The sequence below is a fragment of the Stagnihabitans lacustris genome (assembly GCF_025950525.1).
GTDB lineage: Bacteria > Pseudomonadota > Alphaproteobacteria > Rhodobacterales > Rhodobacteraceae > Stagnihabitans.
Window position 1 is genome coordinate 1 of sequence record NZ_JAPDGS010000014.1, and the last position, 25,495, is coordinate 25,495.

Annotated in this window: 21 protein-coding genes; 10 read left to right on the forward strand and 11 right to left on the reverse strand. The window is 65.9% G+C overall.

What is annotated here, in order from left to right; translation table 11 throughout:
• On the forward strand, positions 1 to 75 hold a 75-nt coding region (locus NX862_RS19475; RefSeq protein ID WP_413694588.1), incomplete at its 5' end, for a VPLPA-CTERM sorting domain-containing protein.
• Positions 76 to 141: 66 nt separating this feature from the next.
• On the opposite strand, the gene NX862_RS18555 is transcribed toward NX862_RS19475, so the two are convergent.
• The 5 genes from NX862_RS18555 to NX862_RS18575 form a co-directional block, all read right to left on the reverse strand.
• Complete coding sequence (locus tag NX862_RS18555) at positions 142 to 843, reverse strand: rhomboid family intramembrane serine protease (protein ID WP_264495435.1); 702 nt, start codon at positions 841 to 843, stop codon at positions 142 to 144.
• Between the two features lie 5 nt (positions 844 to 848).
• Entirely contained in the window at positions 849 to 2,222 is a 1,374-nt protein-coding gene (locus NX862_RS18560) for a hypothetical protein (protein WP_264495436.1), read from the reverse strand.
• On the reverse strand, positions 2,219 to 2,848 hold the full coding sequence (locus NX862_RS18565) for a polysaccharide biosynthesis/export family protein (RefSeq protein WP_264495473.1): 630 nt from the start codon (positions 2,846 to 2,848) through the stop codon (positions 2,219 to 2,221). Before NX862_RS18565 ends, NX862_RS18560 begins: the two co-directional genes overlap by 4 nt.
• A gap of 186 nt (positions 2,849 to 3,034) precedes the next feature.
• Positions 3,035 to 5,476 (reverse strand): tetratricopeptide repeat protein, encoded by a 2,442-nt coding sequence (locus NX862_RS18570; protein WP_264495437.1) that lies wholly within the window; start codon positions 5,474 to 5,476, stop codon positions 3,035 to 3,037.
• 120 nt (positions 5,477 to 5,596) lie between these two features.
• Entirely contained in the window at positions 5,597 to 6,358 is a 762-nt protein-coding gene (locus NX862_RS18575) for a sugar transferase (protein ID WP_319800897.1), read from the reverse strand.
• A 1,240-nt stretch (positions 6,359 to 7,598) separates the two neighbouring features.
• Between NX862_RS18575 and NX862_RS18580 the strand changes: the two genes are divergently transcribed.
• Genes NX862_RS18580 through NX862_RS18590 form a run of 3 tightly spaced genes read left to right on the forward strand, consistent with a single transcriptional unit; the run spans position 7,599 to position 10,849 of the window.
• On the forward strand, positions 7,599 to 8,474 hold the full coding sequence (locus NX862_RS18580) for an ExeA family protein (protein WP_264495438.1): 876 nt from the start codon (positions 7,599 to 7,601) through the stop codon (positions 8,472 to 8,474).
• Positions 8,471 to 9,991, forward strand: a complete 1,521-nt coding sequence (locus NX862_RS18585) for a GumC family protein (protein ID WP_264495439.1) — start codon at positions 8,471 to 8,473, stop codon at positions 9,989 to 9,991. The genes NX862_RS18580 and NX862_RS18585 overlap by 4 nt, the downstream gene beginning before the upstream one ends.
• A 9-nt stretch (positions 9,992 to 10,000) precedes the next feature.
• Positions 10,001 to 10,849, forward strand: coding sequence for a nucleotide-binding protein (locus NX862_RS18590; protein ID WP_264495440.1), 849 nt, complete (start codon positions 10,001 to 10,003; stop codon positions 10,847 to 10,849).
• Here the strand turns inward: NX862_RS18590 and NX862_RS18595 are convergent, their stop codons facing one another.
• The 3 genes from NX862_RS18595 to NX862_RS18605 are packed head-to-tail and all read right to left on the reverse strand — an operon-like array spanning position 10,850 to position 14,119.
• On the reverse strand, positions 10,850 to 11,929 hold the full coding sequence (locus tag NX862_RS18595; RefSeq protein WP_264495441.1) for an acyltransferase family protein: 1,080 nt from the start codon (positions 11,927 to 11,929) through the stop codon (positions 10,850 to 10,852). It abuts the gene before it with no gap.
• A complete protein-coding gene (locus NX862_RS18600; RefSeq protein WP_264495442.1) occupies positions 11,926 to 13,182 on the reverse strand; it encodes a glycosyltransferase family 4 protein in 1,257 nt (418 codons plus the stop codon). The genes NX862_RS18595 and NX862_RS18600 overlap by 4 nt, the downstream gene beginning before the upstream one ends.
• A gap of 10 nt (positions 13,183 to 13,192) precedes the next feature.
• Positions 13,193 to 14,119, reverse strand: a complete 927-nt coding sequence (locus tag NX862_RS18605) for a glycosyltransferase (protein WP_264495443.1) — start codon at positions 14,117 to 14,119, stop codon at positions 13,193 to 13,195.
• Positions 14,120 to 14,347: 228 nt separating this feature from the next.
• Between NX862_RS18605 and NX862_RS18610 the strand changes: the two genes are divergently transcribed.
• Genes NX862_RS18610 through NX862_RS18620 form a run of 3 tightly spaced genes read left to right on the forward strand, consistent with a single transcriptional unit; the run spans position 14,348 to position 17,132 of the window.
• The gene (locus NX862_RS18610; RefSeq protein WP_264495444.1) at positions 14,348 to 15,460 is read left to right on the forward strand and encodes a Gfo/Idh/MocA family protein; all 1,113 of its coding nucleotides are present in this window, start codon (positions 14,348 to 14,350) and stop codon (positions 15,458 to 15,460) included.
• Positions 15,461 to 15,483: 23 nt separating this feature from the next.
• Positions 15,484 to 16,350 carry a hypothetical protein gene (locus NX862_RS18615; RefSeq protein WP_264495445.1) on the forward strand — a complete coding sequence of 289 codons (867 nt, stop codon included), beginning with the start codon at positions 15,484 to 15,486 and terminating at the stop codon, positions 16,348 to 16,350.
• Positions 16,347 to 17,132 carry a WecB/TagA/CpsF family glycosyltransferase gene (locus NX862_RS18620; RefSeq protein ID WP_264495446.1) on the forward strand — a complete coding sequence of 262 codons (786 nt, stop codon included), beginning with the start codon at positions 16,347 to 16,349 and terminating at the stop codon, positions 17,130 to 17,132. The genes NX862_RS18615 and NX862_RS18620 overlap by 4 nt, the downstream gene beginning before the upstream one ends.
• A gap of 3 nt (positions 17,133 to 17,135) precedes the next feature.
• Here the strand turns inward: NX862_RS18620 and NX862_RS18625 are convergent, their stop codons facing one another.
• Both NX862_RS18625 and NX862_RS18630 read right to left on the reverse strand, forming a co-directional pair.
• Positions 17,136 to 19,832: a calcium-binding protein gene (locus NX862_RS18625; RefSeq protein WP_264495447.1), complete on the reverse strand. Its 2,697-nt coding sequence runs from the start codon at positions 19,830 to 19,832 to the stop codon at positions 17,136 to 17,138.
• A 532-nt stretch (positions 19,833 to 20,364) separates the two neighbouring features.
• Positions 20,365 to 20,574: a hypothetical protein gene (locus tag NX862_RS18630; protein WP_264495448.1), complete on the reverse strand. Its 210-nt coding sequence runs from the start codon at positions 20,572 to 20,574 to the stop codon at positions 20,365 to 20,367.
• A 227-nt stretch (positions 20,575 to 20,801) separates the two neighbouring features.
• Between NX862_RS18630 and NX862_RS18635 the strand changes: the two genes are divergently transcribed.
• Positions 20,802 to 21,482: a hypothetical protein gene (locus NX862_RS18635; protein WP_264495449.1), complete on the forward strand. Its 681-nt coding sequence runs from the start codon at positions 20,802 to 20,804 to the stop codon at positions 21,480 to 21,482.
• A 104-nt stretch (positions 21,483 to 21,586) separates the two neighbouring features.
• Here NX862_RS18635 and NX862_RS18640 read toward each other — a convergent pair whose 3' ends face one another.
• The gene (locus NX862_RS18640; protein WP_264495450.1) at positions 21,587 to 22,594 is read right to left on the reverse strand and encodes a replication initiator protein A; all 1,008 of its coding nucleotides are present in this window, start codon (positions 22,592 to 22,594) and stop codon (positions 21,587 to 21,589) included.
• A 453-nt stretch (positions 22,595 to 23,047) separates the two neighbouring features.
• On the opposite strand from NX862_RS18640, the gene NX862_RS18645 reads away from it, so the two are divergent.
• The gene (locus NX862_RS18645) at positions 23,048 to 24,451 is read left to right on the forward strand and encodes an AAA family ATPase (protein ID WP_264495451.1); all 1,404 of its coding nucleotides are present in this window, start codon (positions 23,048 to 23,050) and stop codon (positions 24,449 to 24,451) included.
• 1 nt (position 24,452) lies between these two features.
• Positions 24,453 to 25,487, forward strand: a complete 1,035-nt coding sequence (locus NX862_RS18650) for a ParB/RepB/Spo0J family partition protein (protein WP_264495452.1) — start codon at positions 24,453 to 24,455, stop codon at positions 25,485 to 25,487.
• Positions 25,488 to 25,495: the final 8 nt, after the last annotated feature.

The following is a 25,495-nucleotide window of genomic DNA, read 5'->3' on the forward strand; positions in this document are numbered from 1 at the left end:
GTTCCGGCCGCCCTGCCCCTGCTGGGCGCGGGCATCGCAAGCCTGGTGGCCCTGCGCCGCCGCAAGAAGGCCTGAGGGTTCAGAAAAAGGCCTGAGGGTTCAGGTTTCAGATCGGCCCGGGGGAACCTCCGGGCCGTTTGATCAGGGGTCTTTTGAATCCGGGCCGTTTGATTGGGGGCCATTCGCATCGCCCGCCTCGCCGCGGATTTCCCACAGGCCCATGGCGCCTCCGGCCAGAAAGCCGCCCAGATGGGTTTGCCAGGCCAGCCTTCCCCCCGTCACCACCCACAAGACCACATTCAGCCCCAGCAACAGCAGGACCGCGCGCCAGACCGGCCAGAAGGCCCGGCTCCAGAGGCCCTGACCCAGCGCCAGCCCATCGCGCGCGCCCCAAAAGACCAGCGCCCCCGCCAGGCCGAACAGCGCCCCCGAGGCCCCCACCATCGGCACGGTCCCCGAAACCAGCGCGCCATAGCCCAAGGCGCCCCCCACCAAAGCCGCGCCATAGATCCGCAGCAGGCCCCGCGGCCCCACCGAGTCCTCGACCGCGGCCCCCAGCGACACCAGCGACATCATGTTGACCGCGAAATGCACCGGGCCCGCGTGCAAGACGCCATAGGTCACGAACATGGCCAAGGCTTGCCCCGGGTAATTCGGCCGCCAATCGCCCAGAAGCCCGGGCCAAAAGCCCAGATAGCCGGTGGCCAGCGCCCGCCACAGCCCCGCCCCCGCCAGATCGGCCAGGCTTAGCACCAGTTCCGGCACCAGGCAGGCCAGAAACAGCGCCCAAAGCGCGGGCGACAGACGCAGGATACCTTGGGCGATACGCGGGTGCAGAGCCATGGGGCTCAGGGCAAAAGCACGAAGCGCCGGGCCAGCGTCAGGAAGATGGCCTGATCCTCGGCCTTGCCCGTGCTGTCGCGGTCGGATTGGCGCAGCTCGACCCCAGTGGTCAGCGCCCAATCCCGGCCCAGGTCCTGCGCAAAGCTGGCGCGCAGGCTTTGGCGCGTCACGCCGTCGATCGTGGCCCCGCCCTCGCCTGTGCCTTCGATCGCACTCAGGCTATAGGTCAGCCCCAGGCGGCGGGTCTCGGCAAGATCATGGCTCCAATCGGCGCGCAGGCTGCTTTGCAAGCTGTCGGCATCGGTTTCGCTGGCGACGACCTGACGCGACAGCGCGACCGAGATGCGGTCGGAGGCCAGGTCCTGGGTCCAGGACAGTCGCCCCGTGGCGGCCCCGCCCTCGCCCTGGCGCGCGCCAAAGCCCAGTTCGGCGGCAAATTCGCCCGAGGCCAGTTTCAGGCTGCGGCCAAAGCGCAGGGCGCTGCGGGGGCCGCGGGCGTCGCGCGTCAGCTCGAACCCCAGCTCGGCCGTGCCATTGCCCAGGTCGCGCTTCAGCCCCAAAGCGCCGGTCAACCCGGTCGAGGCGGCGGCGGTCTGGCCCAATTCGGTGGTTTCGGCCCGGGTCATGCCCAGGCTGGCCTGCAGCTGCGTGGCGCCGTCCAGCGCCCGGCCATAAGACAGCGTCAGGCTGCGGCTTTCGCGCCGGGTCTGGACCAGGTCATCCTGACGCGCGGTCTGCGCGCCCAGGCCAAGGCTGATCTCCCCGCCCGCGACATTGCGCAGATGGGCGGTCAGGCGCAGGCTTTGGCTGGCGCTGTCATAGACCGAAGGGTCATTGGTCTGGGAATAGTCGCGGTCAAAGGCCCTGGCCTCCAGGTCAAAGCCCAGCGGCCCCGTGGTCCCGGTCTGCAGCGACAGGGCGGCATTGGTCGTCTTGATCCGACCCGAGGCCGCGGCCAGGTCGCCATAAGACAGCGAGCCATCGGGCTGGACCTGGGGTTCGAACAGATCGACCGGGTCATCGGTCAGGGTCAGGTCAAAGCCCAGGGCCGAGGTCGCGCCCTTGCGATCATAGGACAGCGTCACCCGGGGATCGGTCAGACCCGTCCCATCCAAAGCCCCCGTCAGGCCCAGGCGGAAATCCTGGTCGCGGGTGACGGCGGCGTAATTCAGGCCAAAGCGCAGCGCGGCCGTCGTATCGGACGCGCCGCCCGTCACCACCAGATCGGGGTTCGAGGCCTGGCGCAGATTGGCCGACAGATCAAAGCTCAGCCGGGGGGGGACATCTTCGGCCCGCAGCGTTTGGGCCAGGACAGTCGCGGCCAGGGCCGGGACGCAGAGCCCCGCCAGACCCAGAACAGCGCCGCGCGCCCGGGTCATTCAAACAGCCGACGCGCGGGGACGATGACGACATCGCCCTTTTGCAGCCGGATGTTCTGGGCGGCCCCGCCGGCCTGGATGGCGGCATAGTTGAACAGATAGACCTGTTCGACGCCTGTCGCATCCATGCGGCGCAGCTGGATGCGCTTGGTGGCGGCAAAGGGGGTCAGCCCGCCGGCCTCGGCCAGGAATTGCAACAGCGTCGTGCCCGAGGTGACGGCGACCTTGCCGGGCTTGGCGACCTCGCCCATCAGATAGACCGTGGTTCCCGCCCCGCCCGTGCCGCTGCCCGCGCTGGCGGCTTTGGCCGGATTGACCTGCCCCACCGACAGGTAAACCGTGGGCGTCTTGGCGAAATTGGGCGCCAGGGCTGCGGCCACCGCGGCCTGGACATCGGCCACGCCAAGCCCTGCGGCCTTGACCGTGCCGCCCGAGGGAACCGAGACGGTGCCATCGGGCAGAACCAGCAGCGGGCGCGACAGCGAGCCATCCTCCAGCACATCCAGTTGCAGCGTGTCGCCGGGCTGGATCTTGTAGGCCTCCTGGGCGGAAATGGGGGAGGCCAGAGGCAGGGCCATCAGGCCGGCCAGGCCCCAAGCCTGCAGAGATTTCCCGAAATGCCGCATCACCTTTACCTCTTGCTCACGCCCGGCCTGTCGGGCCCGGCTTTGTCCTGTCCCCGCGGGGAAGTTGCATCATGTTAACCTTGCAATCGGGCGCCGGACAACGCCCGATTGCAGTTCATGGCGTGCCGGGCCGCAGATCTGGCGGCGATTTGGCCGCGGATGTGGCCGCAAAACCCGATCCGGACCCTATTGGCCTGCCTCCTTGCGCGCGGTGGCGACAAAGGCGCGGGTGTCGGTCTCGGGGACCAGGGTCAGGACCTTGGCGTAATAGGTCTTGGCCTCGTCCGCACGCCCCGAGGCCTTCAGCACCTCGGCCATGTGGAATTGCACCATCGGATCGGTTTCCAGCCCTTTGGCGGCCAGTTCCATATAGGGCAGCGCCTCGGCGCTTTGGCCGCGCAGATGGGCCAGCCAGCCATAGGTATCGGCAAAGGCCGGCACATCGGTGCCATTCAGCCGCCGCGCCACGGTCCAGGCCCGGTCCAGGCTGGGCTGGTCGGATTTATAGGACGAGATCAGCGAGGCCAGGTTGTTGGCCACCACCAGATTGCCCGAGTTCAGCGCGTAAAGCTTGTCATAGATGGCGATGGCGCCGTCGATGTCCTGGCGCAGCTCCAGCATATTGGCCTTCATGAGCAGCAGATCGCCCTGGTCGGGCAGGGCCTTCAGCGCCTCGTCGATCACCGGTTCGGCCTTGGGCTGGCCGTCGTTCTGCGCGGTCTGGCGGATCAGTGCGATCCACAGATCGGCGCGCCCCGGCTCTTCGGCCAAAAGCGCGCGGTAATCGGCCACCGCCGCCACCCCCTCGCCCGTGGCGCCCTTGACCGCCGCCATGACGAAACGCGCGGCCGGGTCCTTGGGGTCGCGTGCCAAAAGCGCCTCGGCCTTGGCCTTGGCCTCGGCGGTCTTGCCCTGACCCAGATAGGCCGAAATCAGCGCCACTTCGGCGCGTTGATCGCCGGTGCCGGCCAGGGTTTCCAGATAGCTGACCGCGCCCGGGACATCCTCGCGCCCCGCCAGGATCGCCGGGCGCAGCCGGTCGGACATGGCGCGCGACTGGTCCGAGCCGATCTCGGCCAGGCGATTGGCCACGCCCTCGGCGCGGGGCCAGTCCTTCATGCGCAGATACAGATCCCCCATGGCCGCCAAAAGCTCCAGGTTGTCGGGCGCCAGGCGCAGGGCATCGACCAGAAGCGTTTCGGCGGGCAGGAATTTTTGATCCCCGGCCAGGAAATTGGCATAGCGCAGGGTTTCCCCCGGCGCCTTGCCCGAGGCCTCGACCGCCTGGGCCAGCATATCGGCCTGCAGATCGCGTGACCCCGCCCGGCCGTAAGCCTCGGCCATCAGCGCCATGGTCTGCGCATCGCGCGGCGCCGATTCCAGCGCGGTCCGCAACAGCGCGATGGACTCGTCGGTCTTGTCCTCGTCGATCAGCCAGGCCGATTTCAGCTTCAGCGCCTCGACATCGCCCGGATCCTCGGTCAGGACCTCTTCGACCAGGGCGCGCGGCTGCACCAGATCGCCGGTCGCCACCAGCATCCGCGCCAGCGTCACCTTGACCATCCGGGTTTCCACCGAAGGGGTGGCCCCCTCCAGGATCGCCTTCATCGCGGCCACGGCCTCGTCCTGCTTGCCCTGATCGAACAGGATCGAGGCGCGCAGCACCTTCAGCCCATTGGCGGTGATCGCGGGTTTGGCGCCATCTGCCGCATCAGGGGCCGCCGGAGTGGCGGGCACCAGCGCCAGGGCGGCGTCGATCTCGGCCAGGGCGGCGTCGGGGGTGCGGAACTGCTTCAGGAACAGGATCATCTGGACCCGCGCCTGAAGGCCCGCATCGCCCTCGGCCGCGGTCTTGGAGCGGAGCCAGGCCTCGGCCTGGTCGATCTGGCCATTGGCGACATACCAGCGCAACAGCGCCTGACCGACGGCGGGGTCATCGAACCGCGTCTCCATGTCGCGCAAGGCGGCCTCGACGCCGGGCTTGTCTTCCAGGGCGGCCAAAAGCGAGACGCGCAGGGAATAAAGCTGCGCCTCCTCGGGGAAGATCACCAGGGCCTGGTCCAGGGCGGCCAGGGCTGCGGTGAAATCCTGATCCTGCGCCAGGTCGTCGACCACCAGACGGTGCAGCAAAAGATCCTTGGGCCGGCTGGTCATCAGCGCGCGGGCGGCATCGGCCTGGACCTTGCGCGCGGCCTTGTCGCCCTTGGAGGCGGCTTCGGCATAGGCGGCGCCGATCTGGACGGCCGTCATTTCGGGATCATCGGGGACCAGCGCCAGCAGCGCCTTGGCCTGACGCGCCGCCTCGGGCCAATTGCCGATCAGGGCGGCCACGCTGGCGGCGGCGCGCAGGGCCTCTTGGTCATCGGGCTTGCGTTCGGTCACGGCCAGATATTGGCCATAGGCCCCGGCCAGGTCGCCGCGTGCGCGCAGGAAATCGGCAAAGGACCGCCGGGCCTCGACGTTTTCGGGGTCCAGCTGAAAGACATTGCGGAACTCGACCAGGGCGCGGTCGCCATCGCCCTTTTCGGCCAGTTCCAAAGCCGAGGCCAGGTGGCGCGCCGCCTTGTCCTTGGAGTTCTCGCAGCCCGTCAAACCAAAAAGCGCCACTGAAACCAGCAGCGCCGCCATGCCATTGCGCAAATTCATCTGTCGCCTTACCCCGTCATCCTTGCATGCCATCTCTATGCGGCACTTTGGGCAGGCCCGGCAAACACCTTGTCGTGTGGCCCGCCCCTGCTGGTGAAAATCTTAATAACCGGTGCCGCGCAGCACCACCGACAGCGTGCGCCAGATCAGGCCGATATCCGTCTTCAGCGTCACGTTGTGGCTGTAATCCAGGTCGTAATCGGCCCGGGCCACAAAGGTGGATTCGTTGCGGTCGCTGACCTGCCAGGACCCGGTGATCCCGGGGCGCAGCGCGTAATAGGCGCGACCGGGGTAAAGCTTGCGCTGGTTGGGCATCATCGGACGCGGGCCGACCAGCGACATGTCGCCCTTCAGCACGTTCCACAGCTGCGGCAACTCATCCAGCGACGACTTGCGCAGAAAGCGGCCAAAGCCCGTGATGCGCGGATCGCATTTCAGCTTTTGCGTCTCTGCCCATTCGGCCGCATCCTCGGGATGGGCGGCCAAATGCGCCTCAAGCCTGGCATCGGCATCGGGAACCATGGTGCGCAGCTTCATCATGCGGAAGATGCGCCCGCGGCGGCCGACGCGGTCCGACCAATAGATCGGCGAATGGCCGTCGCGCCAGATCCAGACCATCAGCGGCAGGACCAGCATCAGCACCAGGGGGGCGGACAGCAGCACCAGGGTCACGTCGATCAGCCGCTTGAAGACCCGGCGATAGGCGCCCTGGGATTCGACTTCGAGGCTGCGGTATTCGGAACTGCGAAAATCCGGGCTGCGAAAATCTGGAGACTTTGCCAGAGCGGCGGATTTTGCCCGGGAGTTTGGCGCCAGGGGCGCATGCGGCAGATCGGAAACGATCTCGACAGGTTCGAAACTCATCTGCACCCTCCAACCCCGCAAGGGGAAAACACCAGACCCGAAGCGGACTTCGGGCGAAAACATCGGGACCCAAAATCCCGCACCATATAAGAGGCGCCACGCCCTCCGGTTCCCCCAAGAAACCGCCCCGGCAGGTCTGGACCAGGTTGCTCCTGGCGGTCAGTCCGTCACGGGGTCCAAAAAGCCTCTTGGAAAGACTCTTGGAAAGACTCTGGCACCTGCTCTTGGGCTACTACAATTTTCCCTGTATTTCGACCAAAATCTTCTCATTTACCGGTTTTCCCTGCGGAACCCCGGGCAAACGGCGGTTTTCTTCCCTTTCCGGCCAAGGATTGTTTCCCGCGCCCCATGGAATGTCAAAGCCGGAGGCGATCGTTTCTGGCCCGTGCCAAGTGCCCTGAAAAAGCCACGGCCTGCGCCGGAATCGGGGCAGCCGTCGGACCCGGGATGGGGGCCTCCTGAGGCGGCATGGGGTGGGGCGGGGGGTGGGGCGGGGGGTGGGGCGGGGGGAGCTGCCAGATATGGGGCCAGATATGGGGTCTGCGAATCGCGCGGGGGCATCATGCGGTTTGCAGGGCCTGCCAGGGCAAGCCCCTGCGCGCGGGCAAGGTCGGGGATGGGGGGCCAACCTGAACCAATCCCCGAACCAATCCCTGCAACCGCCCCCCGGCAACCAATCCCTGCAACCCTCGGGCAACCCCCGGGCACAAATCGCCAAGGCGAATCATCCTGTGCTGTTGCTTTTGCCCGAAGCCTGTCCCAGATGAGAAGAGAAGTTTGGTGCCGGGGACTTGGGCGCAGGGATCTGCACCCGGGGTCGCCCGGATTTGACGGGTTTGAACGCGGCATGGTCAGTACGCCCAAGGACAGGAGCCAGCACGGGAGCCTTCACGGGAGCCCGAGCGAAAGCCAGGGGCGCGACCTGGACGGCATCCCCCATCCCCAGGGCCTGGGCAGCCGGATGGAAGGCCCCAGAACGGAAAATAACAGACCGGAAAATAGCAGACCGGAAGGTATCAGGACGGAAGGGCCGCGCTATACCAACCCGCGCTCGGCCGATCCGCGCCCCCCCCTGGCCCCTTCCGCCGCGGCGCAGCCTGGCCCCGATGCGGACACCGATGCTGGCCCCAACGCTGGCCCAAATACTGGCCCCAATACTGGCCCCAATCCGGGCACCCCGCATCTGCGCCAAAGCTTTTACGCCGATCACTTCGGCTTTCACGACCATCCTTTCGCGCTGATGCCCGATCCCTCGCTGATCCTGTGGTCGCGCGAATACCGCCGCGCCTTCTCGGTGCTGGAATATGGCGTCATCTCGGGGGCGCCCATCACACTGCTCACGGGCGCCATCGGCTGCGGCAAGACCACGCTTCTGCGCGAGCTTCTGGGGCGGCTGGATGACACGGTGACGGTCGGGCTGATCTCGAATGCCCAAGGCGGCCGGGGCGAGCTGTTGCAATGGATCTTGAACGCGCTTGGCCATGACCCGGGGCGCAAGACCAGCTATGTGGCCCTGTTTCAGGCGCTGCAGGATGTGCTTGTGGCCGAATATGCCGCCGGTCGCCGCACGCTGTTGATCTTTGACGAGGCGCAGAACCTGAGCCTGGAAAGCCTGGAAGAGCTGCGGATGCTGACCAATATCAACACCGGCAAGGATGTCGTCATCCAGTTGGTCCTGACCGGCCAGCCGGAATTGCGCGACCTGGTGCGCAGCCCCAGGCTGGAGCAATTGGCCCAACGCATCGCCGTCAGCTATGACCTGAAGCCCATGGATGCCACGACCACCGCCGATTTCATCCGCCACAGGCTGTGCGCCGTCGGCGGCTCGGGGCGCGAATTCGACGCGGCCGCGCTTGCGATGATCCACCAGGTGTCGCGCGGGGTGCCGCGGCTGATCAACCAGTTCTGTGACATTTCCCTGTTATATGCCTGGACCACCGAAGCCCATGAGATCGGACCCGCGCTTTTGACTCAGGTTCTGGAAGACAACATTTTCTTTGCAGCCCAACTCGCGACCTCCCCTGCGCTGGCAGGCGGGACCAGGTCCGGCCCCGAGAAGGGTCATGAAAAGGGCAAAACCGCCACGCCGGCCAAGACCTCGGGACAGACGTCATGAATTTCGATCCGCGCTATTACCTGGCCGTCGTGATGCGGCGGCTGCATTACCTGGTCCTGACCTTTGCCGCCATCACCGCCGTGGCCGCCGTCGTGGCCTTCCGGATGCAGCCGGTCTATGAAAGCCAGGCCCGGCTTTTGATGGAAAGCCCGCGCATCCCCGACAGCCTGGCCGCCCCCACCGTGGCCACCGCCGCCCTGGAACAGCTGCAGATCGTCGAACAGCGCCTGATGACGCGGACCAATCTTCTGGCCATCGCCCGCCAGTTCGACGCCCTGCCCGGGATCGCGACCATGACCCCCGACGAGATCGTCGAGGCGATGCGCCGCGCCAGCAAGATCGACAAACAGGCCGGGCGCGACCAGGCGACCTTGATGACCGTAAGCTTCCGCGCCCCCACCGCCAAGGCTGCGGCCGATGTGGTCAACGAATATGTCACCCGCATCCTGACCGACAACACCGCGACCCGCACCGGCCAGGCCCAGGACACGCTGCAATTCTTCACCCAAGAGGTCGAACGGCTGTCGACCAACCTGTCGACCCAAAGTACCGCCATCCTGGAGTTCCAGAACAAGAACGCCGATGCCCTGCCCGATACGCTGGATTACCGCCTGACCCAGCAATCCAACCTGCAAGAGCGTCTGGCCGGCGTCGAGCGTGACCTGGCCAGCCTGCGCGACCAGCGCGCGCGCCTGGTGGAAATCTATCGCTCGACCGGGCAATTGGGCGCGACCCAGATCACGCCCGAGGCCGCCCAGCTGGCGCAGTTGCAAACCGACCTGGCCCGGGCCCGCGCGATCTATTCGGCGACCAATCCCAAGGTCACGCTGTTGGAAAGCACCATCGCCGAGCTGCAGGCCAAGATCGACACCCAGGCCCCGCCCGATGCCAATGGCCAGGTCGTCATGACGCCGCTGGACATCCAGACCACCCAGATCGACGCCCAACTGGCCCAGCTGGAGCTTCAGGCCCGCGACATCACCACCGAACTGGCCAAGCTGAAGGAGTCCATCGACCGCACCGCCGCCGTTGCCGTCCAGCTTCAGGCGCTGCAGCGCGATTACGACAACACGCAGGTGCAATATGCCACCGCCACCGACCGGCTGTCCAAAGCCTCGACCGGCGAGCGGATCGAGGCCCTGGCCAAGGGTCAGCGCATCGGCGTGCTGGACGCGGCCACCGTGCCCGATGCGCCCTATAGCCCGAACCGCGTCAAGATCATGGCGCTTGGCGGCGTGGCCGGGATCGTGCTGGGCTTTGGCCTGATCCTGTTGACCGAGCTGATGAACTCGGCCATCCGCCGCCCGACCGATCTGGAGCGGCATTTGCAGATCATCCCGATCGGCGTCATCCCCTATATCTCCACCCCGCGCGAAATCGCCCGGCGGCGCTGGGTCATCGCGGCGGTGCTGGTGGTGGGCGTCGTGGGCCTGCCGCTGGCGGTCTGGGCGGTGGACCGGTTCTATCTGCCCATCGACCTGATCGTCGACAAGATCATCAAGAAGCTGAACCTGTAGGAGCCGCCCATGGAACGTCTGGAAGCTGCCATGGTCAAGGCCCGCGCCGCCCGCCAAGAGGCCCTGGAGCGCGCCCGCGCCGCCAAGGGTGGGGCCAAGGGTGTCGAGGGGGAGGGACCCGAGGTTGCCGATCAGAATGGCGATCAGCGCGCCGATCTGGCCGCCCTGCCGCCGGTGATCCTGAGCCCCGACCTTGCGCGGCGCCAAAGGCTGGGCGCGCTTTTGGGTCAGGGGCCGGCCACACCGCATGACATCTTGCGATCCCGCGTCGTGCGGCAGATGGGGGAAAAGGGCTGGAAGCGGCTGGCCGTGACCTCTCCGACCACGAAATGCGGCAAAAGCACCCTGGCCCTGAACCTGGCCCTGTCCTTGGCGCGCTATGGCCAGTTCCGCATCCTGCTGCTGGATCTGGACCTGCGCCATCCGTCTTTGGCCAGCCTGTTGGAACTGCGCGACCCGCCCGAGATCACCGGGCTTTTGCGCGGCGGCAAGCTGGCGCGCCATGGCTACAGCTATGGGCCGAACCTGGCCCTGGTGCCCAATGGTCTGGCGCGGATTGATTCCGCCGAACTGCTGCAAGATGCGACGACCCTGGCCGCCCTTGACCGGCTGGAGGCCGAGTGGCGCCCCGATATCGTCATCTGCGACCTGCCGCCGATGCAGGGCAATGACGACACTTTGGGATTCCTGCCCCATGTCGATTGCGCGCTGATCGTCGCCGCGGCCGAGATGACGACCCTGCCCCAGCTGGACCGCTGCGAATCCGAGGTCGGGCAATTGACCAATGTCCTGGGCGTGGTCTTGAACAAATGCCGCTATACCGACCGCAACACGGGCTTTGACCAAAGCTATTATTGATCAGGGCCGAAAGCGCGCGAACCAGCTTTCGAAATGGCGAAAGCTGAGTTCGGCCAGGGCCCAGGCCAGGGCGGAATAGGTCACGAACAAGGCCCAGGGCGCGATATCGGGCGCGATGCGCAGCACAAGGGTCTGGGCGATCAGGTGATACAGATAGACGCCGTAGCTGACCGCCCCCAGCCGGGCCAGAGGCGCCGCGCGCAACAGGGGCGCCAGGCCGTTGTCCTCACGCAGGACCAGGGCCGCCACAAGCCCCGCCAGCGCCAGATGCAGCCCCAGGTTCGGCCAGCCGCGCAGATCCTCGGGCAGCACCGCCGCCAGCACCACGACCAGACCCAGCATCAGGGGCGCGGCCAGACGCCCGCCAAAGACCCTGCACAGGCCCGCAAAGCCCCTTGGCCCGGCCAGGATCACCGCCAGCCCCGCCCCGATCAGCATCGGCGCATAGGTCGCATTGGGCAGGGCCAGGATCAGCGGCCCGATCTGGGGACCTGATCCAAAGACCCCCAGGATGCCCGCGACATTCAACCCCACCGCCAGGGCCAGCGCCGGCAGAACCAGCCGCGCGGGCAAAAGCATCAAGGCCAAGGGCCAGGCCAGATAGAATTGCTCTTCGACCGACAAGGACCAGGTGGGCGACAAAAGCGCGATATCGCCTTGCAGGAAATTGGCCAGGAACAGCAGATACCAGGGCACCAGGGCCAGATCTTCGCTGCGCCCCTTGAAGACCACGGCCCAGGTCGCGGCCAGGGCCACGGTCAGGTAATAGGCCGGCAGGATGCGCAAGGCGCGGCGCTGGTAAAAGGCGCGCAACGAAAAGCGCCCAAGCGCCGCCCTTTCGCGCAGCAAAAGCGTGGTGATCAAAAACCCCGACAGCACAAAGAAAGCATCGACGCCCAGGAATCCGCGGCTCCAGATGACAGAACCCGCCAAGGGGCCCGCAAGCGGTGAAGCCATCCCCGCCCAGATCGGCGCATGATGCCACAGCACCGCCAGGATACACAGCGCGCGCAACCCGTCCAGGCTGCCAAAGCGGCTCTGTGACAGCCAAATCCGATGCGGTGAAGGGGAAGACGTCACGGGATGTCCTCGGGATGCACCTCTGGCCGCAAGCCCTGCCCCCTGCCTGCGAACAACGCGGCCAGCCAGGCGGCCTCGGCCCTGATGTCATGCTGGGCCAGAACCTGCGCCCGCCCGGCCTGCCCCATGGCCGCGCGCAAATCCGCGTCCGCCAGCAGCCGGTCCATGGCACGCGCCAGCCCCGCCACATCGCCCGGCGGCACGATCAACCCCGAGACGCCATCCACCACCAGTTCCGGCACGCCGGCAATCTGGGTCGCGATGACCGGCAGGCCCGAGGCCATGGCCTCCATCAGCACCACGGGCAAGCCCTCGGCAAAAGAGGGCAGGACCATCATGTCGGCGCTGGCCAGAAGATCGGCCACCTGACCCTCGTCCAGATAGCCCGGGAAATGGATGCGGTCCGCCAGCCCCAAGGCCTCGGCCCGCGCCATCAACCGCGCGCGCACCCCGCCATCGCCCGCAATGGTCAGCCGCGCCCCCGGATGGGTGGCCGCGATGCGGGCAAAGGCCTCTAACAGCAGGGGGACGCCCTTCACCGGCTCCAGTCGGCCGACAAAGACCATATGGCCGCCCTCGCCACCAGCCTGGCGATAGGCCTCGGGGCGGATGCCGCAATGGACGATGCGCAACTTGCCCCAATCCGCCTCGGCGGAAAACAGCATGGCCTGGCTGCGGCAATAGTGACTGATACAGGCGATAAAGGCCGCGCGTTGGGTTTTCACCCCCAGATGCCAGCGATAGGGTTCGAAAAACACCGTCGGCCCATGCAGGGTGATGGAAAACGGCAGGCCCGCCATATGGGCGGTGATCAGGGTCAGATTGCCGCTGGCATCGCCGAAATGATTGTGCAGATGGGTGACGCCCTGGGACAGCAGGTGATCGGCCAGAACCCCGGCCTCCAAGGCATAAAACAGCTGATACAGGGTCGATTTCACCCCCGGCGCGCGGGTCTTCCAGGCCAGGTGAAAGGCCCTCAGCCAGCGCGAGGGGCTGCGGCGGATCATGCGGCCATGGGCGGCCAACAGGCGCAGGGGGCTCCTGGCCGCCTCGATCACACCAAAGGTCGCCCGCGCCTCGGCCTGTTGTTCGGCCCCCACCACGGTCTTGGGGTCAGGCCGGCGGACCGAGGCCGTGACCACGGTGATCCCCAGCGCGCGCAGGGCCATGATCTCGCGCTGGATGAAGGTATGGCTGACCTTGGGATATTCCCCGGTGATATAGGCGATGGGACCCGTCATACCCGCCGTCATTCTGGCCCCTTCATTCTGGCCGCCACAGATGGGCATGGGCGGCCTCGACCTCGGCCGTGGCGCGGGCCTTGCCCACGATCAGGGCGCGGCGCTGATAGGCGCGGATCAGGGTGATCAGGTCGCGGTCCTGATGCTGGGGGAGCCTGCGGAGTGCCGCATCAACATAGCCCCACCACGAGGCAAGCGCCCCCAGCACATAGGGCGGATGGGTCAGCCGCGACAAGCAGGACGCGGTAAAGAAGGCGAAATCCGACCCCATGTAATATTGCCCAAAGCCATGGCGCTTGCGGCCGGTAAAGATGCTTTGCTGGCTGGACCCCATCGGGCGCAGATGTTCGAATTCCAGCTCTGCATCGGGGAAGCTGCGGCAGGTCCACCCCAGCTGCCTTGTCTTGTGGCAGTCGATCCCGTCCCACATGACCTCTTGGACGAAACCGCCGATGGCCTGAAAGCACCGCCTGCGGTAGAATTTCGTCATGCCCACCGACATCTCGTCGCCGATCTTTTCGGGGATGCGCGCGCCCCCCGCCCCGGTGAACCACGGCTTGCCCGAGGCAGAGCCCAGCCGCGGATCGGCCTCCATCCGCGTCACCAGGCCCTGAAAATAGCCAAGCGGCAGGTCCAGGTCCAAATCCAGCTTGCAAAGGTAATCAAAGCCCGTCCAGTCGACCTGGTTCAGCCCGAAGTAAAAAGCCTCGATCACGCCGGGCCCCACGGCGCGCTTGCCGCGGTCGGGCTTGGTCACGACCTTGATCCAGTCATGGCGCGCGGCATAATCGGCCAGGATGGCGGGCGTCGCATCGGTCGAGCCGTCATCCACGATGACCCAAAGCGCCGGCCGCAGGCTTTGGCGCGTGACGCTTTCCAGCGTGCGGACCATGTAATCGGCCTCGTTGCGGCAGGGGCTGACCAGAAGGTAACGGCGCGAAGGGGACATGAAGGCTCCGGGAAAATGTGGTTTACCTTTCCCGCAGGCCGGGCAAAACACAAGACAGAAGCCCCGCCCCCCGGGTGCCGGGCCGGCAACTGCGGCGCCTCTGCCGCAGTCGGCTCCCGCGGGAGCCAGCAGGGGTGGAAAGCGCTTGCAAGGGCAGGCGCGCCCCCTATCTTGCCGAAAGTATTCTTTGTTGACGGCCCAAGATGGCCCCTTTGATGGACAGACGCCTTGCCCCAGACCGCGCAGACCGACAAGACCCGCATCGCCGTCGTGGGCCTGGGCAAGATGGGGCTTTCGCATTTCGCCATGGTGAACGCCCATCCCCAGGTCACGGCCATGGCCTGCGACGCGGGGGGCTTTCTGACCGATGTGCTGGAGAAGAACATCAAGGCCCCGGTGTTTCGCGATTATGACGCGATGCTGGATGCTCAGGCGCTGGATGCCGTGCTGATCGCCACGCCGTCCCGCCTGCATGGGCCGATGGTGCGCAAGGCGCTGGAGCGCGGATGCCATGTGTTCTGCGAAAAGCCCTTCACGCTGGATTGGAAACTGTCCGAGGAACTGGCCGATCTGGCCGAAGCCAAGGGCCTGGTGAACCGCGTGGGCTATCATTACCGCCATGTCGGCGCCTTTGGCGAGGTGGCGCGGCTGTTGGCCGCAGGCGCCATTGGTCAGGTCACCCATATCCTGGCCGAGGCCTATGGCCCCGTGGTCCTGGCGCCCAAACGGTCGACCTGGCGCAGTCAGAAAGCCGAGGGCGGCGGCTGTCTTTATGATTATGCCGCCCATCCCCTGAACCTGCTGAACTGGTATTTCGGCACGCCTGTCGCGGTGTCAGGCTCGGTTCTGGCGCCGATCTTTTCGACCGATGTCGATGATCAGGTCATGTCGACCCTGCGCTTTGCCAACGGCGCCACGGCCCAGCTTTCGGTCAATTGGTCCGACGACAGTCAGCGCAAGATGACGACCCGGATCACGCTGATCGGCACCAATGGCCGCATCTTTGCCGACCGCCAGGAGGCGCAGATCTATCTGCGCAAACCGGTGGCGGCGCTGCCCGATATCCCCCAGGGCCATAGCGTGAAATACACGACAGAGCTGACCCAGGACCCCTGGTTCTATCTGCGGGGCGAGGAATATTCCCACCAGATCGGCGATTTCGTCGATGCCATCAGGGGCGCGCCCAACCCCGGTGCTGTGCCCAATGACTTCCGCTCTGGCGCTGCGACCGACCGCACCATCGCCATGATCCTGGAGGATCAGGCCGGGGCGGGAACGGCCATGGCCCCTCCCCCGCGCCCCGAAGCCCCCAAGAAGCGCCGCTTCTTCGGCCTGTTGTGAAAGGGCATCAGATGACCCAACCCATGGATCGCCTTCTGTTCGGCGACAACCAGTTCTTCGGCGTGAACCACATGTCCGAGGAAAAGGCCCGCGCCCAGATGATGCGCTTTCGCGACACCGCATCCATCATGGAGGTGCTGGACCAGGCCTATGACGCGGGCATCCGCACCTTCATGTGCACGACCCATGAACGCATCCGCGATGTGGCCGATGTGGTGCGCGCGAACCCCGCGCGTTACCCGGATTTCCTGTTCTATCCCTGCATGCCCTATGCCCATAAATATGCCAATGCGATGACCGATCTGGGCCTGGTCGGCGCCATCTCCAGCTTTTTGCCCGAAGAGGGGAAATTGGGCGCCATGCTGTCGGGCGGCATGGCGGTGGCGCAAAAGGACGTCGGCACCATCGCGAAACTGCTGATCGACGCGGAAATGAAGATGTTCTCGGGGCTGAAAACCCCGGTGATCTTTTTGCAAAACGTCTTCACCGACCTGATGCTGGGCCTGGGCTTTACCGGGGCCTTCCGGGTTTTCCATGACCATGTGCGCGAAAAATACGGCGCGGAACCGGGCTATATCACCATGAATCTGCCCGGGCTTTACAAGGCCCTGACCGATGAGGGCATCGAAAACCCGGTGATCTGCGCCAATATCAACAAGATCGGATTTCGCATGTGCGGCGGGCATGAGGCCTATCTGGACGTCTTGCAGAACGGCAAGCTTCAGGCCGTGGCCATGTCGGTCTATGCCTCGGGCGCGATTCCGGCCGATGAGGCGATTGCCTGGGTCACGGGCCTGCCCAACCTGAAATCCATCGTCTTTGGCGCCTCAAGCCGTGGCAATATCCTGTCCACCCGCGACCTGGTCGCCAAGTATTGGAGCGCGGCATGAAAATCACCAGGCCGCTGAAACGGGTTCCGATCCTGAACGCCTTTGTCCATGACCTGACCATGGCGGAACTGATCGCGGGCATGGATGAGGGGCTGCTTCTGACGCTTCATGTCGACAGCCTGATGAAGATGCAAAAGGACCGCGAATTCCGCGACCTGCTGCCCTTGTTCGATGTCGTGACCTGCGACAGCCAGATCCTGTATTTCGCGCTGAAGTTCCTTGGCACGCCGGTGACGGAACGGGTCTCGGGGTCGGATTACTTCCCGCTGTTTTACGCCCATCACCGCGACAACCCGGAGATGACGGTGTTTTTGTGCGGTGGTCAGCCGGGCATTGCGGAGATTGCCGCCGAAAAGATCAACGCCAAGGCCGGGCGCCGGATGATCGTGGGGGCCTATGCGCCGCCCTTTGACTATGACCAGAACCCCGACGAGATCGAGCGGATGATTGCCGCCATCAATGCCTCGGGGGCGCGGGCGCTTTTGGTGGGCCTGGGCGGCGGGCGGCAGGAAAAGTTCATGGTGAAATACCGTGACCGGATGCCGGGGGTGAAGCTCTATCTGCCCCTGGGCGGCACGATCGACTATGAGGCCGGCACCTTCCAGCGCCCGCCCGCCTGGATCACGACGGCCGGGCTGGAGTGGTTTTACCGCCTGGTGAAAGAGCCCAAGCAGCGCTGGCGGCGCTATGTGCTGCATCAACCGCCGGTGCTGTGGCGGCTGATGGCGCAGCGTCTGGGGCTTTACCGCGATCCTTTCGGCAAGAAGACCGGGGACAGCTAAAGCCTAAAGCGTCGCCAGCACCCAGGGCAGATCGCCCAGTTGCAGGCCCTGCAGCGTCACCGTCTCGACCCCGAAATCCAGCACCAGGTGGCCCGCCGCATCGGCCCCCGCCAGGGCCGTCAGCGCGGCACGGCTGCCGAGGTGAAAGGCCGACAGGTCCAGCCGGTCGCGCGGGGTGAAATCGGTGATCACATCCTGGCCGCTGCCAGGGGCAAAGACAAAGACATCGACCCCTGCCCCGCCGCGCAAGATGTCATTGCCCGCCCCGCCCGACAGCCAGTCATTGCCCAGGCCGCCGTCCAGCTTGTCATGCCCCCCCCCGCCCGAGAGCGTGTCATTGCCGCCCATGCCGAAGACCACGTCATTGGCGCTGGCGCCGATGAACCGGTCATTGCCCCCGGTCGCCCGGATCGACTTGGCGCCGGTGACGACCGAGCCCTGAGCCAGGGCCTCGGTCAGGCTTGTGGCCAGGGTCGACAGGGTTCCGATCTTGGTCTGATAGGCCCCGCCCAGCGTCGAGGCCGCCAGCCCCGCATCCGACCCAAGCCCGATGGTCGCGCCCGTGACCGACCCCGTGACCGACCCCGTGACTGATCCCGTCTTCAGCCCCATCTGGGTGCCAAGCGTGGTGCCCGCCTCGACGCCCTGGATCGTGACGCCAAGGCCCGCCAGGCTGACGACGCCCGCGGCCGAGGCATCGACCCGCCCGCCCGCCGTCTTCAGCGTCACGGTGCTGCCCAGGGGCGTGCTGACGCCGGGCATGTATTGATCCATATAGCGCGTGACGCCGCCGTCGAATTTCAGGATCTCGACCGAGCGCAGCAGATAGGACGAGCCCAGGCCCTCGATCCGGGCCATGTCGCCATCCTTGATCAGGCGGTAATCCTCGGGCCGGCCCTGCAAGATCAGCGTGTCGCGCCCGCCCTCGCCCGCAATGGCATCCTGGCCCTTGCCCGGGGTGAAACTGTCCGCCGCCTTGCTGCCGATCAGAAAGTCGTCCAGGTCGCTGCCCATAAGCGCCGCCGCCTTGTCGCCCGCCAGTTTGACCACGCCTTGCTGATATTGCACCCCGCCGGTGCCGAACCAGTTGGCCTGGGTCGCGTTCAGCCCGGTCAGCATGTCGGACAGCGGATTGTCGTCGCCCAGATGGGTGTAAAGCCCCCAGGCGCCCCATTTCGACGCGGCCGCCACCTCGACGAATTGCATGAAGGGCCCGTCCGAGACCTTGGCCCATTCGGTCCACAGCGCCTGATACAGCGTCGCCATCTGCGGGCTATGGGCATAGGCGCTCAGGAATTTGGTCAGCACCGCCTGGCTGGCCTCGGTCAAGCCCGTCACCGTCCAGCCCTGAAGCAGGTGCTGGCCGCCCTCATAGGCGGTCAGGTCCAGGCCGTATTTGTCGGCCACAACCTTGGAGGCCTGCCAGAAGGCCGCCACCTGGGGGATCGACTGGGCATAGGCGGGGTCCAGCATGCGTTCGGTCAGCCAGGTCGCAGCCGCGGCCGGATCGGCCTGGATGCGGGCCAGCAGATCGTCACGCAGCGCCGTGTTCGTCATCGTGGCCGTGCCGAAATAGGTCGTCACCGCCAGGCTGTCAAAGACCTTGGACGGATCGACATAGCCCGTGGGGTCCATGGCCTTCCACAGGGGCGCGGTGATCAGCCGTTCAGAGATCCAGGCATTGGCGGTCTGGCTGGCCATGACATGATCCAGCCGCGCATCCGAACTGGTGCCAAAGACCTGATCCCAGATCACCGCCGTCTTGGTGGCCAGCATGGCATGGTAATCCAGCCAGGCCGCCTTGTCCGTCGTGCCCCAGACCGCCTTGGCCTGGGCATCCATCCATTTGGTCTGGGCATAGGACCAGTTCCAGGTCTCGTTGCTGTATTCGACATGGGCCTTCAGCCTGGGGTCCAGGTGGTCGCGCACATAGGTGGCAAAGCTGCGGATCCAGGCCTCCGAGGCGCCGGCCGGGATCGAGAACCAGGGCTCGGTCCCGGTCTGGTTGGCCAGTTTCACCATGATCTCGACGGGAACCCCGTCCTGGACATAGCTGGCATCGCCGACCTGGGGCATGGTCTTGCCATCCCAGGTGGCCCCGGTGGCGCCATCGGCCTCCATCCAGTCCTTGAAGCGCAAGACCCGCGCATCCTGGACGGAGGCAAGCCATTGCGGGTTGAAAATCTGCCCCATGTCATAGAGCGCCTGATACTCTTGGCGCACCAGGGTGATGTCACGGATATGATCGCCGGTGTGATTGGGATCGGTGGTCAGGATGTTCAGGATCATCTGGCCGCCGGTCGGATTGGCAAAGATGATCTCGCCGTCCTTTTGCGACAGGATCTGCAGGGTGGAATTCAGCTGCAGCTTTCCCGTGCCCTCATAGTGCAGGACATAGACCCCCGCCCGCGAGGCCGCAGCCCCGGCGTCACTCGTGCTCCAGTCCCAGATCGTGCCGATCGAGGTCATGCCCGGCGGGATGGCCCGGGGCCAGCCATCGGCATCCAGCCAGCCGCCCGCGGCCAGGGTCTGGTTGCTCATCGCCTCCCAGGCCTGGGAGGAATGGGCCAGGAAGGGACGCGAGGTCTTCATCAGGTCCAGAAAGGGCATGGCGGTCGACCAATCCGACAAACCGTTGAGGCCAAGCGCCAGGGTCGGGTTCGCAAGGCCAGTGGCAGGGGTTGCAGTCAGCGTCACCATGAAAACCTCTTTGAACAGACCAGAAGACTCGGGCCGCCACAGGGCACCCCGGACCCCGGGGCAGGCCCCGGATCGCTGGCAAAAAGGCCGGACATCTGTGTCCGCATCATGGCGGCAATGGGATCAGCAAAAGGCCGCGGGGGAAAAGCCGAGCTATAAGGGGCGGAAAAGGGGGGGGGCAAAGGCTGGGGGCAAAGGCTGGGGGCAGAGGCTGGGGGCAGAGGCTGGGGGCAGAGGCTGGGGGCAGAGGATGAGCGCGGGAAGGGACGGGCGGGGGGGGCAAAAGGGGCGCAAGGGGGGGCTCCGGTCCCGGGCCCCAAAGACCTGGCCTCACGCGCCCCCGGACTTACGCACGCCCGGACTTACGCACGCCCGGGCTTACGGCACCCGGAGATGAGGCCACCGAAAAGCGTCAAGGGTGAAGCCGCGCCGGCCTCACGCGCGTCCAGAGATGAAACACCCGGAGATGAGGCCCTCTGGAGATGAGGTCGCAAGACCCCCAGACCCCCAGACCCTCAGGCCGCAAGCCCCTTCAGGGCAGAGGCCGGACCAGCGACAGCGCGGCGCGCTGGCCGCGACGTTCGGCGCGGCTCAGCGCCAGGCCCGCAGCCAGGACCATGCCCGCAAGCCCCGCCGCCATATAGGCCGCCAGCGCCAGAAGGAACCCCGCCCCCCCCGCCAGGGCCAGACCCGCCGCCACAAGCCCGGGAATCAGGCCCGCAAGGACCAGGACCAATGCCATCGCAACCTCCGACAGAACCGGCGACCCAAGCGCCGCCGATCCGCCCAGTGAGGCAGGACTTCCTTTCGGAAAGCCTAAACTGTTGCATCCCTGTGCCGCGAAGCGCAAAAAAACCCTCTGAAATCACCGCGGCGGCAAGTTTGGCATTGAGCCCGCGGCCTTTGCCATTAATATGCCACTAACTCTATCTACAGTGTCCCTTCGTATCCTTTTCCATGGTGAGCAGAATGCAACGCAAATCCCTCCTGAAGTCCGTCATCGCCGCCGGCATCCTGGCCTTTGGGGGCCTTGCTGCCTCTGCTGCCCCGGTGACCTTCACCTTCAATGCCTCCAGCGGCCTGACCACGACCGATGTCCTCAGCGGCCTTGGCGTCACCGTCAGCGCCTGGACCTTCAACGGCGCCGGCTCCGACACCAAGACCCTGGCCGTGGCGCCGGGCTCTTCGGTGACTTTCAAGGCCAATGGCCTGGGCGAAAAGCTGACCGCCTCGGACACGAACGAGACCATCAACGGCTCCGGCGCGACGCTGCGCGAGGCGCTGCGCTTCAACTTCACCGCCGCGGTCAAGCTGATGAGCATCACCGTGACCAGGCTGGCCGGCAGCGGCTCGCTGGGTGGCGGTCTGGTCTTTGTTGGTGGCACGGGCAGCGTGACCCCCGGTGCCGGCGACACGACCTTCACCAGCGCGACCGGCGTTCCTTCGGTCGTCCACAGCTTCACCAACCCGGCCTATCAGGGCATGGACCTTGCCATCGGCGCCCGCGCCGGCGGGAATTTCCTGATCACCTCGATCACCGTCGACAAGCTGCCGCCCGTGACCCCCGTTCCGGTCCCCGCTGCGGGCCTGATGCTGGGGTCGCTGGTCGTGCTGCCGCTCTTGCGTCGCAAGCAGCGCCGCGCCGCCTGAGGGCAACCGCCTTCGCCTTGCAAAAGCCCGGTCCTTGTGACCGGGCTTTTTGTTTGCGCTTTTTGTTTGCCGCCTTGGGGCGGCGGGCTTGGGGGCGCGCGGGCCTAATCCCGCGCCAGCGCCAGCCAGTCCAGGAAAGCCGCATCGGGATGGCGCGGCACCTTGGCCAGCTCCGACCGCCACAGCGCCTCCAGCGCATAGACATCGGCGCCGGGCGCCAATTTGCGCGCGGCCTCCAGCGTCGCGAGCGCCAGGGGGGGCGCGGCAGGCCTTGCGGGGCCAGGCTTCAGCGCGCGCATCTCTTCAATCACCCCGCGCGGGGCAAAGACCAGGATATCGCCCGGCTCTTCGCGCATCAGGTAATCGGGCAGGCCGGGGCCGCGCATCGTCTCGCGCAGCATGGCGCGAAACACCCGGCGCGGCGAGGTCGAGCCGGATTTCTTGAGCAGGGTCTCAAGGCCTATCCGCCATTCCGGCTGGCGCCCGCAATGTTTGCGCGCGATCTCGTAAAGCCGGCGCTCCAGCGGTTTGCGCAAGGTGAAATACTCACGCGACAGCGTCAGCACCGATTTCGAGACGACCGCCCGGTAAAGCCAATCCGACAGCGTGACCGAGACCGAGACCATCCGCCCGGCGCGGGTGCGGCGCACGATCTCCCAGGCCTCGATCAGGCCGAAACCGGAAGTGGTTTCCACATCGCCCGTGATGATATTGGTGGTGATCCGCGTGCCCGCGAGGCGCTCAAAGGCCTCGCGCAGGCGGGCGTAACCATCGCCAGAGGTTTCGCGCCCGGTGGCGGTCAACAGGTCATGCGCGGTCAGGGTCAGCTTGCGCGCCGTGGTGACGCCCGCATTGATCGCCGCCATCAGCTGGCTGATGCAAAAGATCAGGATATCGGCGTCAAAGATCGTGGCACGGCCCCGGACCGAGGGCGTCACCGTGATCACCGTGTCATTATGCGCATAGGTCACGACCCGCAGATCGGGGCGTGTGGACAGCGAGAAGAGCGGATGCTCCATCGCGGCCAGGTCATGTTTGGGTGTCGCGCCGAAAAAGTCGCAGACGAAGAAATCGGGCGCCTCGGTCCCGCGGCTTGTCTCTAGTGCTGCCATGCCCCCCGGACCCGTCTGATCGGGAGGGGCTTTTGGATGCCCTGCCTCATGTGCCTGCTCGATTTGTTATCGTTGTTTCATTGACACCATGGTTAGGCGGCGGCGCAGATTCGGGCAAGGCGGGATTGGCGCGCGGATCGGGGGATCAGAGTCGGGGCATCGGGGTTTCAGAGTCGCCCCATCGTGGGATCAGAGTCGGGGGGCCAAGAAAAATCCTGTCCGATCAGCAGGCTGCAGAGGTTCTGGCGGGGCGTAACTGTTCTTATAACCAAATCATAACGAAAGAATTTGCGGGATGCCGCGGAAAAGGTCACAAGAGGAGAGGTCGCGCGCCCCCCAAAGGCTTGATTTGCTTGGGAAGACCCGGGGGATCCTGGGGCAATGTTCGCGAAATCCTTGCATGTGTCGCGTTTTCGGGTATATTGGCGAAAACGCGGAACATGAGTGGATAAGATGGCCGATCAAAGCTTGCCGCCCTATTTCAACCTCTCGCCCGAAAAGGCGGCCAAGGGGCTGGGGACTGGGGCCGATACCCAAAGCTTTGCCGCCATCGCCGAGGCTTGCCGCAGGGGCCGCGACGATCTGGCCGGCCGCGGCTTGGATGAGACGGGGGCGAAACGGCTGCGGCTTTTCTCCACCTGGGAGATCACCAAATACCTGATCCCCGTGGCGGTCCAGCATTTCCGCCGCGTGCTGCGCGCCCATCCCGACCTGCCCCAGGGCCGCGCCGATACCGAGGGCGGGGCGCGCTGGTTTACGCTGGATGAGGTGTTGCGCCTGCGCGCCCATTTCGGAGCCGAGGGCTCCAAGGCCAAGGAATACCTGCCCTGGCGCCCCGAAGGCCTGCCCGCCAAGATCGTGGCCGTGGCCAATTTCAAGGGCGGCGTCGGCAAGACCTCGACGGCCGCCCATCTGGCCATGTCGGCGGCTTTGGATGGCTACAAGGTGCTGGTGATCGACCTGGACAGCCAAGGTTCCATGTCCTCCATTTTCGGCGCCCGCGTGCCCGATGAATGGGGCACGGTCTTCCCGCTGCTCGCCCGGCATTACGCGCAGTCCTTGCGGGCGGAAAACCAGCGCCGGGTCGATCGCGGCGAGGCGCCCCAGCCCTTGGACGACACCCTGGGCGAGGCGTTGAAGATCAAGGCCCAGGACGTGATCAAAAAGACCCATTGGCCGAACATCGACCTGATTGGCGCCCAGCTGAACCTTTACTGGGCCGAGTTCCAGATCCCGGTCTGGCGCATGGCCTCGCGCGGCTGGAAGCTGTGGGATGCCTTGACCGATATCCTGGCCGCCGATGGCGTGCTGGATCAGTATGACGTCGTCTTTCTGGATACGCCCCCCGCGCTGGGGTATCTGACGATCAACGGGCTGGCGGCTGCCGATATCCTTCTGGTGCCGCTGGGGGCCTCTTTCCTGGAGTTCGATTCGACGGGGCGGTTTTTCGACATGCTCCATTCCACCTTTGGCTCGATCGAGGAGGGGGAGAATGTCGCGGCCCGTGCGCTGGGTCGGCCGGAGCTCAATTTCGAATGGGACGCGGTGCGGGCCGTCATCACGCGCTATGACGCCAGCCAACAGGCCGAGATGGCGGGGCTGATCCAGGCCTATATGGGGCGCATCCTCTCGCCCTGGCGCCAGGATTTCACCGCGCTGATCGGGCAGGCGGGGGAGAGCGTGAACGGCATCTATGAGGCCGATTACCGCGACTTCAACCGCGAGACCTATGCGCGGGGTCGTGCCACTTTCGATGAGACCTATGCCGGGCTCAAGGAGCTCTTGATCGGCGCCTGGAAGCGCGATGAACTGGCGGCGCAAGGTTTGGCGGCACAAAAGCCGGCAACAGGGGGCTGAGATGGCAAAGCGCAAACGTCTGACCCTGCCCGGCCAGGTTGAGGGCGCCTATGAGGCGGGTGAGAGCCTGGCGGGCCTGCAAGACCCCCCTGCCCTCTTTGCGGCCCCCCTGGGCATGATGGGGGGCGCGCCCCCGATTGCCCGGGTGGCCGCCGATCAGGCCGCGCAGGCCGCGCTGTCGGACCTGGCCCACGAGATGGCGCAGGCGCGCGAAAGCGGGCGGATGATCCTGTCCCTGCCCCTGGACGTCGTGGATGAGGCTTACCTCGTGCGCGACCGCGTCCATGCCGATCCCGAAGAGATGGAGGCGCTGATGGCCTCGATGCGCCAGCGCGGCCAGCAAATGCCGATCGAGGTGACGGCGCTGGCGGATGGGCGCTATGGGCTGATCTCGGGCTGGCGGCGGCTGACGGCCTTGCGGCGCCTGTCAAAGACGGAACCGCAGCTGCAAAGGGTCCTGGCGATCCTGCGCCGTCCCGATACGGCGGCGACGGCTTATCTGGCCATGGTCGAGGAAAACGAGCTGCGCGTGGGGCTTTCGTATTACGAACGCGCCCGCATCGTGTTGCGCACCGTGGAACAGGGGGTCTTTCCCGACACGGCCACAGCCCTGGCGCGGCTGTTCGCGCCGGCCTCCAAGGCGAAGCGGTCGAAGATCGGGTCGTTTTTCCGCATCGTTCAGGCGCTGGACGGGGTCTTGCGCTTTCCCGCGCATATTCCCGAACGTCTGGGGCTGGTGCTGTCGCGCAGCTTGGATCAGGACAGTGGCCTGGGCGTGGCGATCACCGACAGCCTTGCCGCCGATCCCGCCTTGCAGCCCCAGACCGAGCTTGCCCGGCTGGAGGCGCTCTTGGCCCCGGCAAAGCCTGCCAAGGCCCCCCCCGTTTCGTCCCCCGTTCTGCCGCCAAATGGCACCGAAGAGCTGCCAGGGCTCTTTGTCGAGACGGGCTTTGGCTATATGACCTTCCGCGGCCCGAAGCTGACGGCAGATGTGCAAATGCAGATCATCCGGCTTTTGCGCCAGGTGCGGGAATGAGGGTGCGC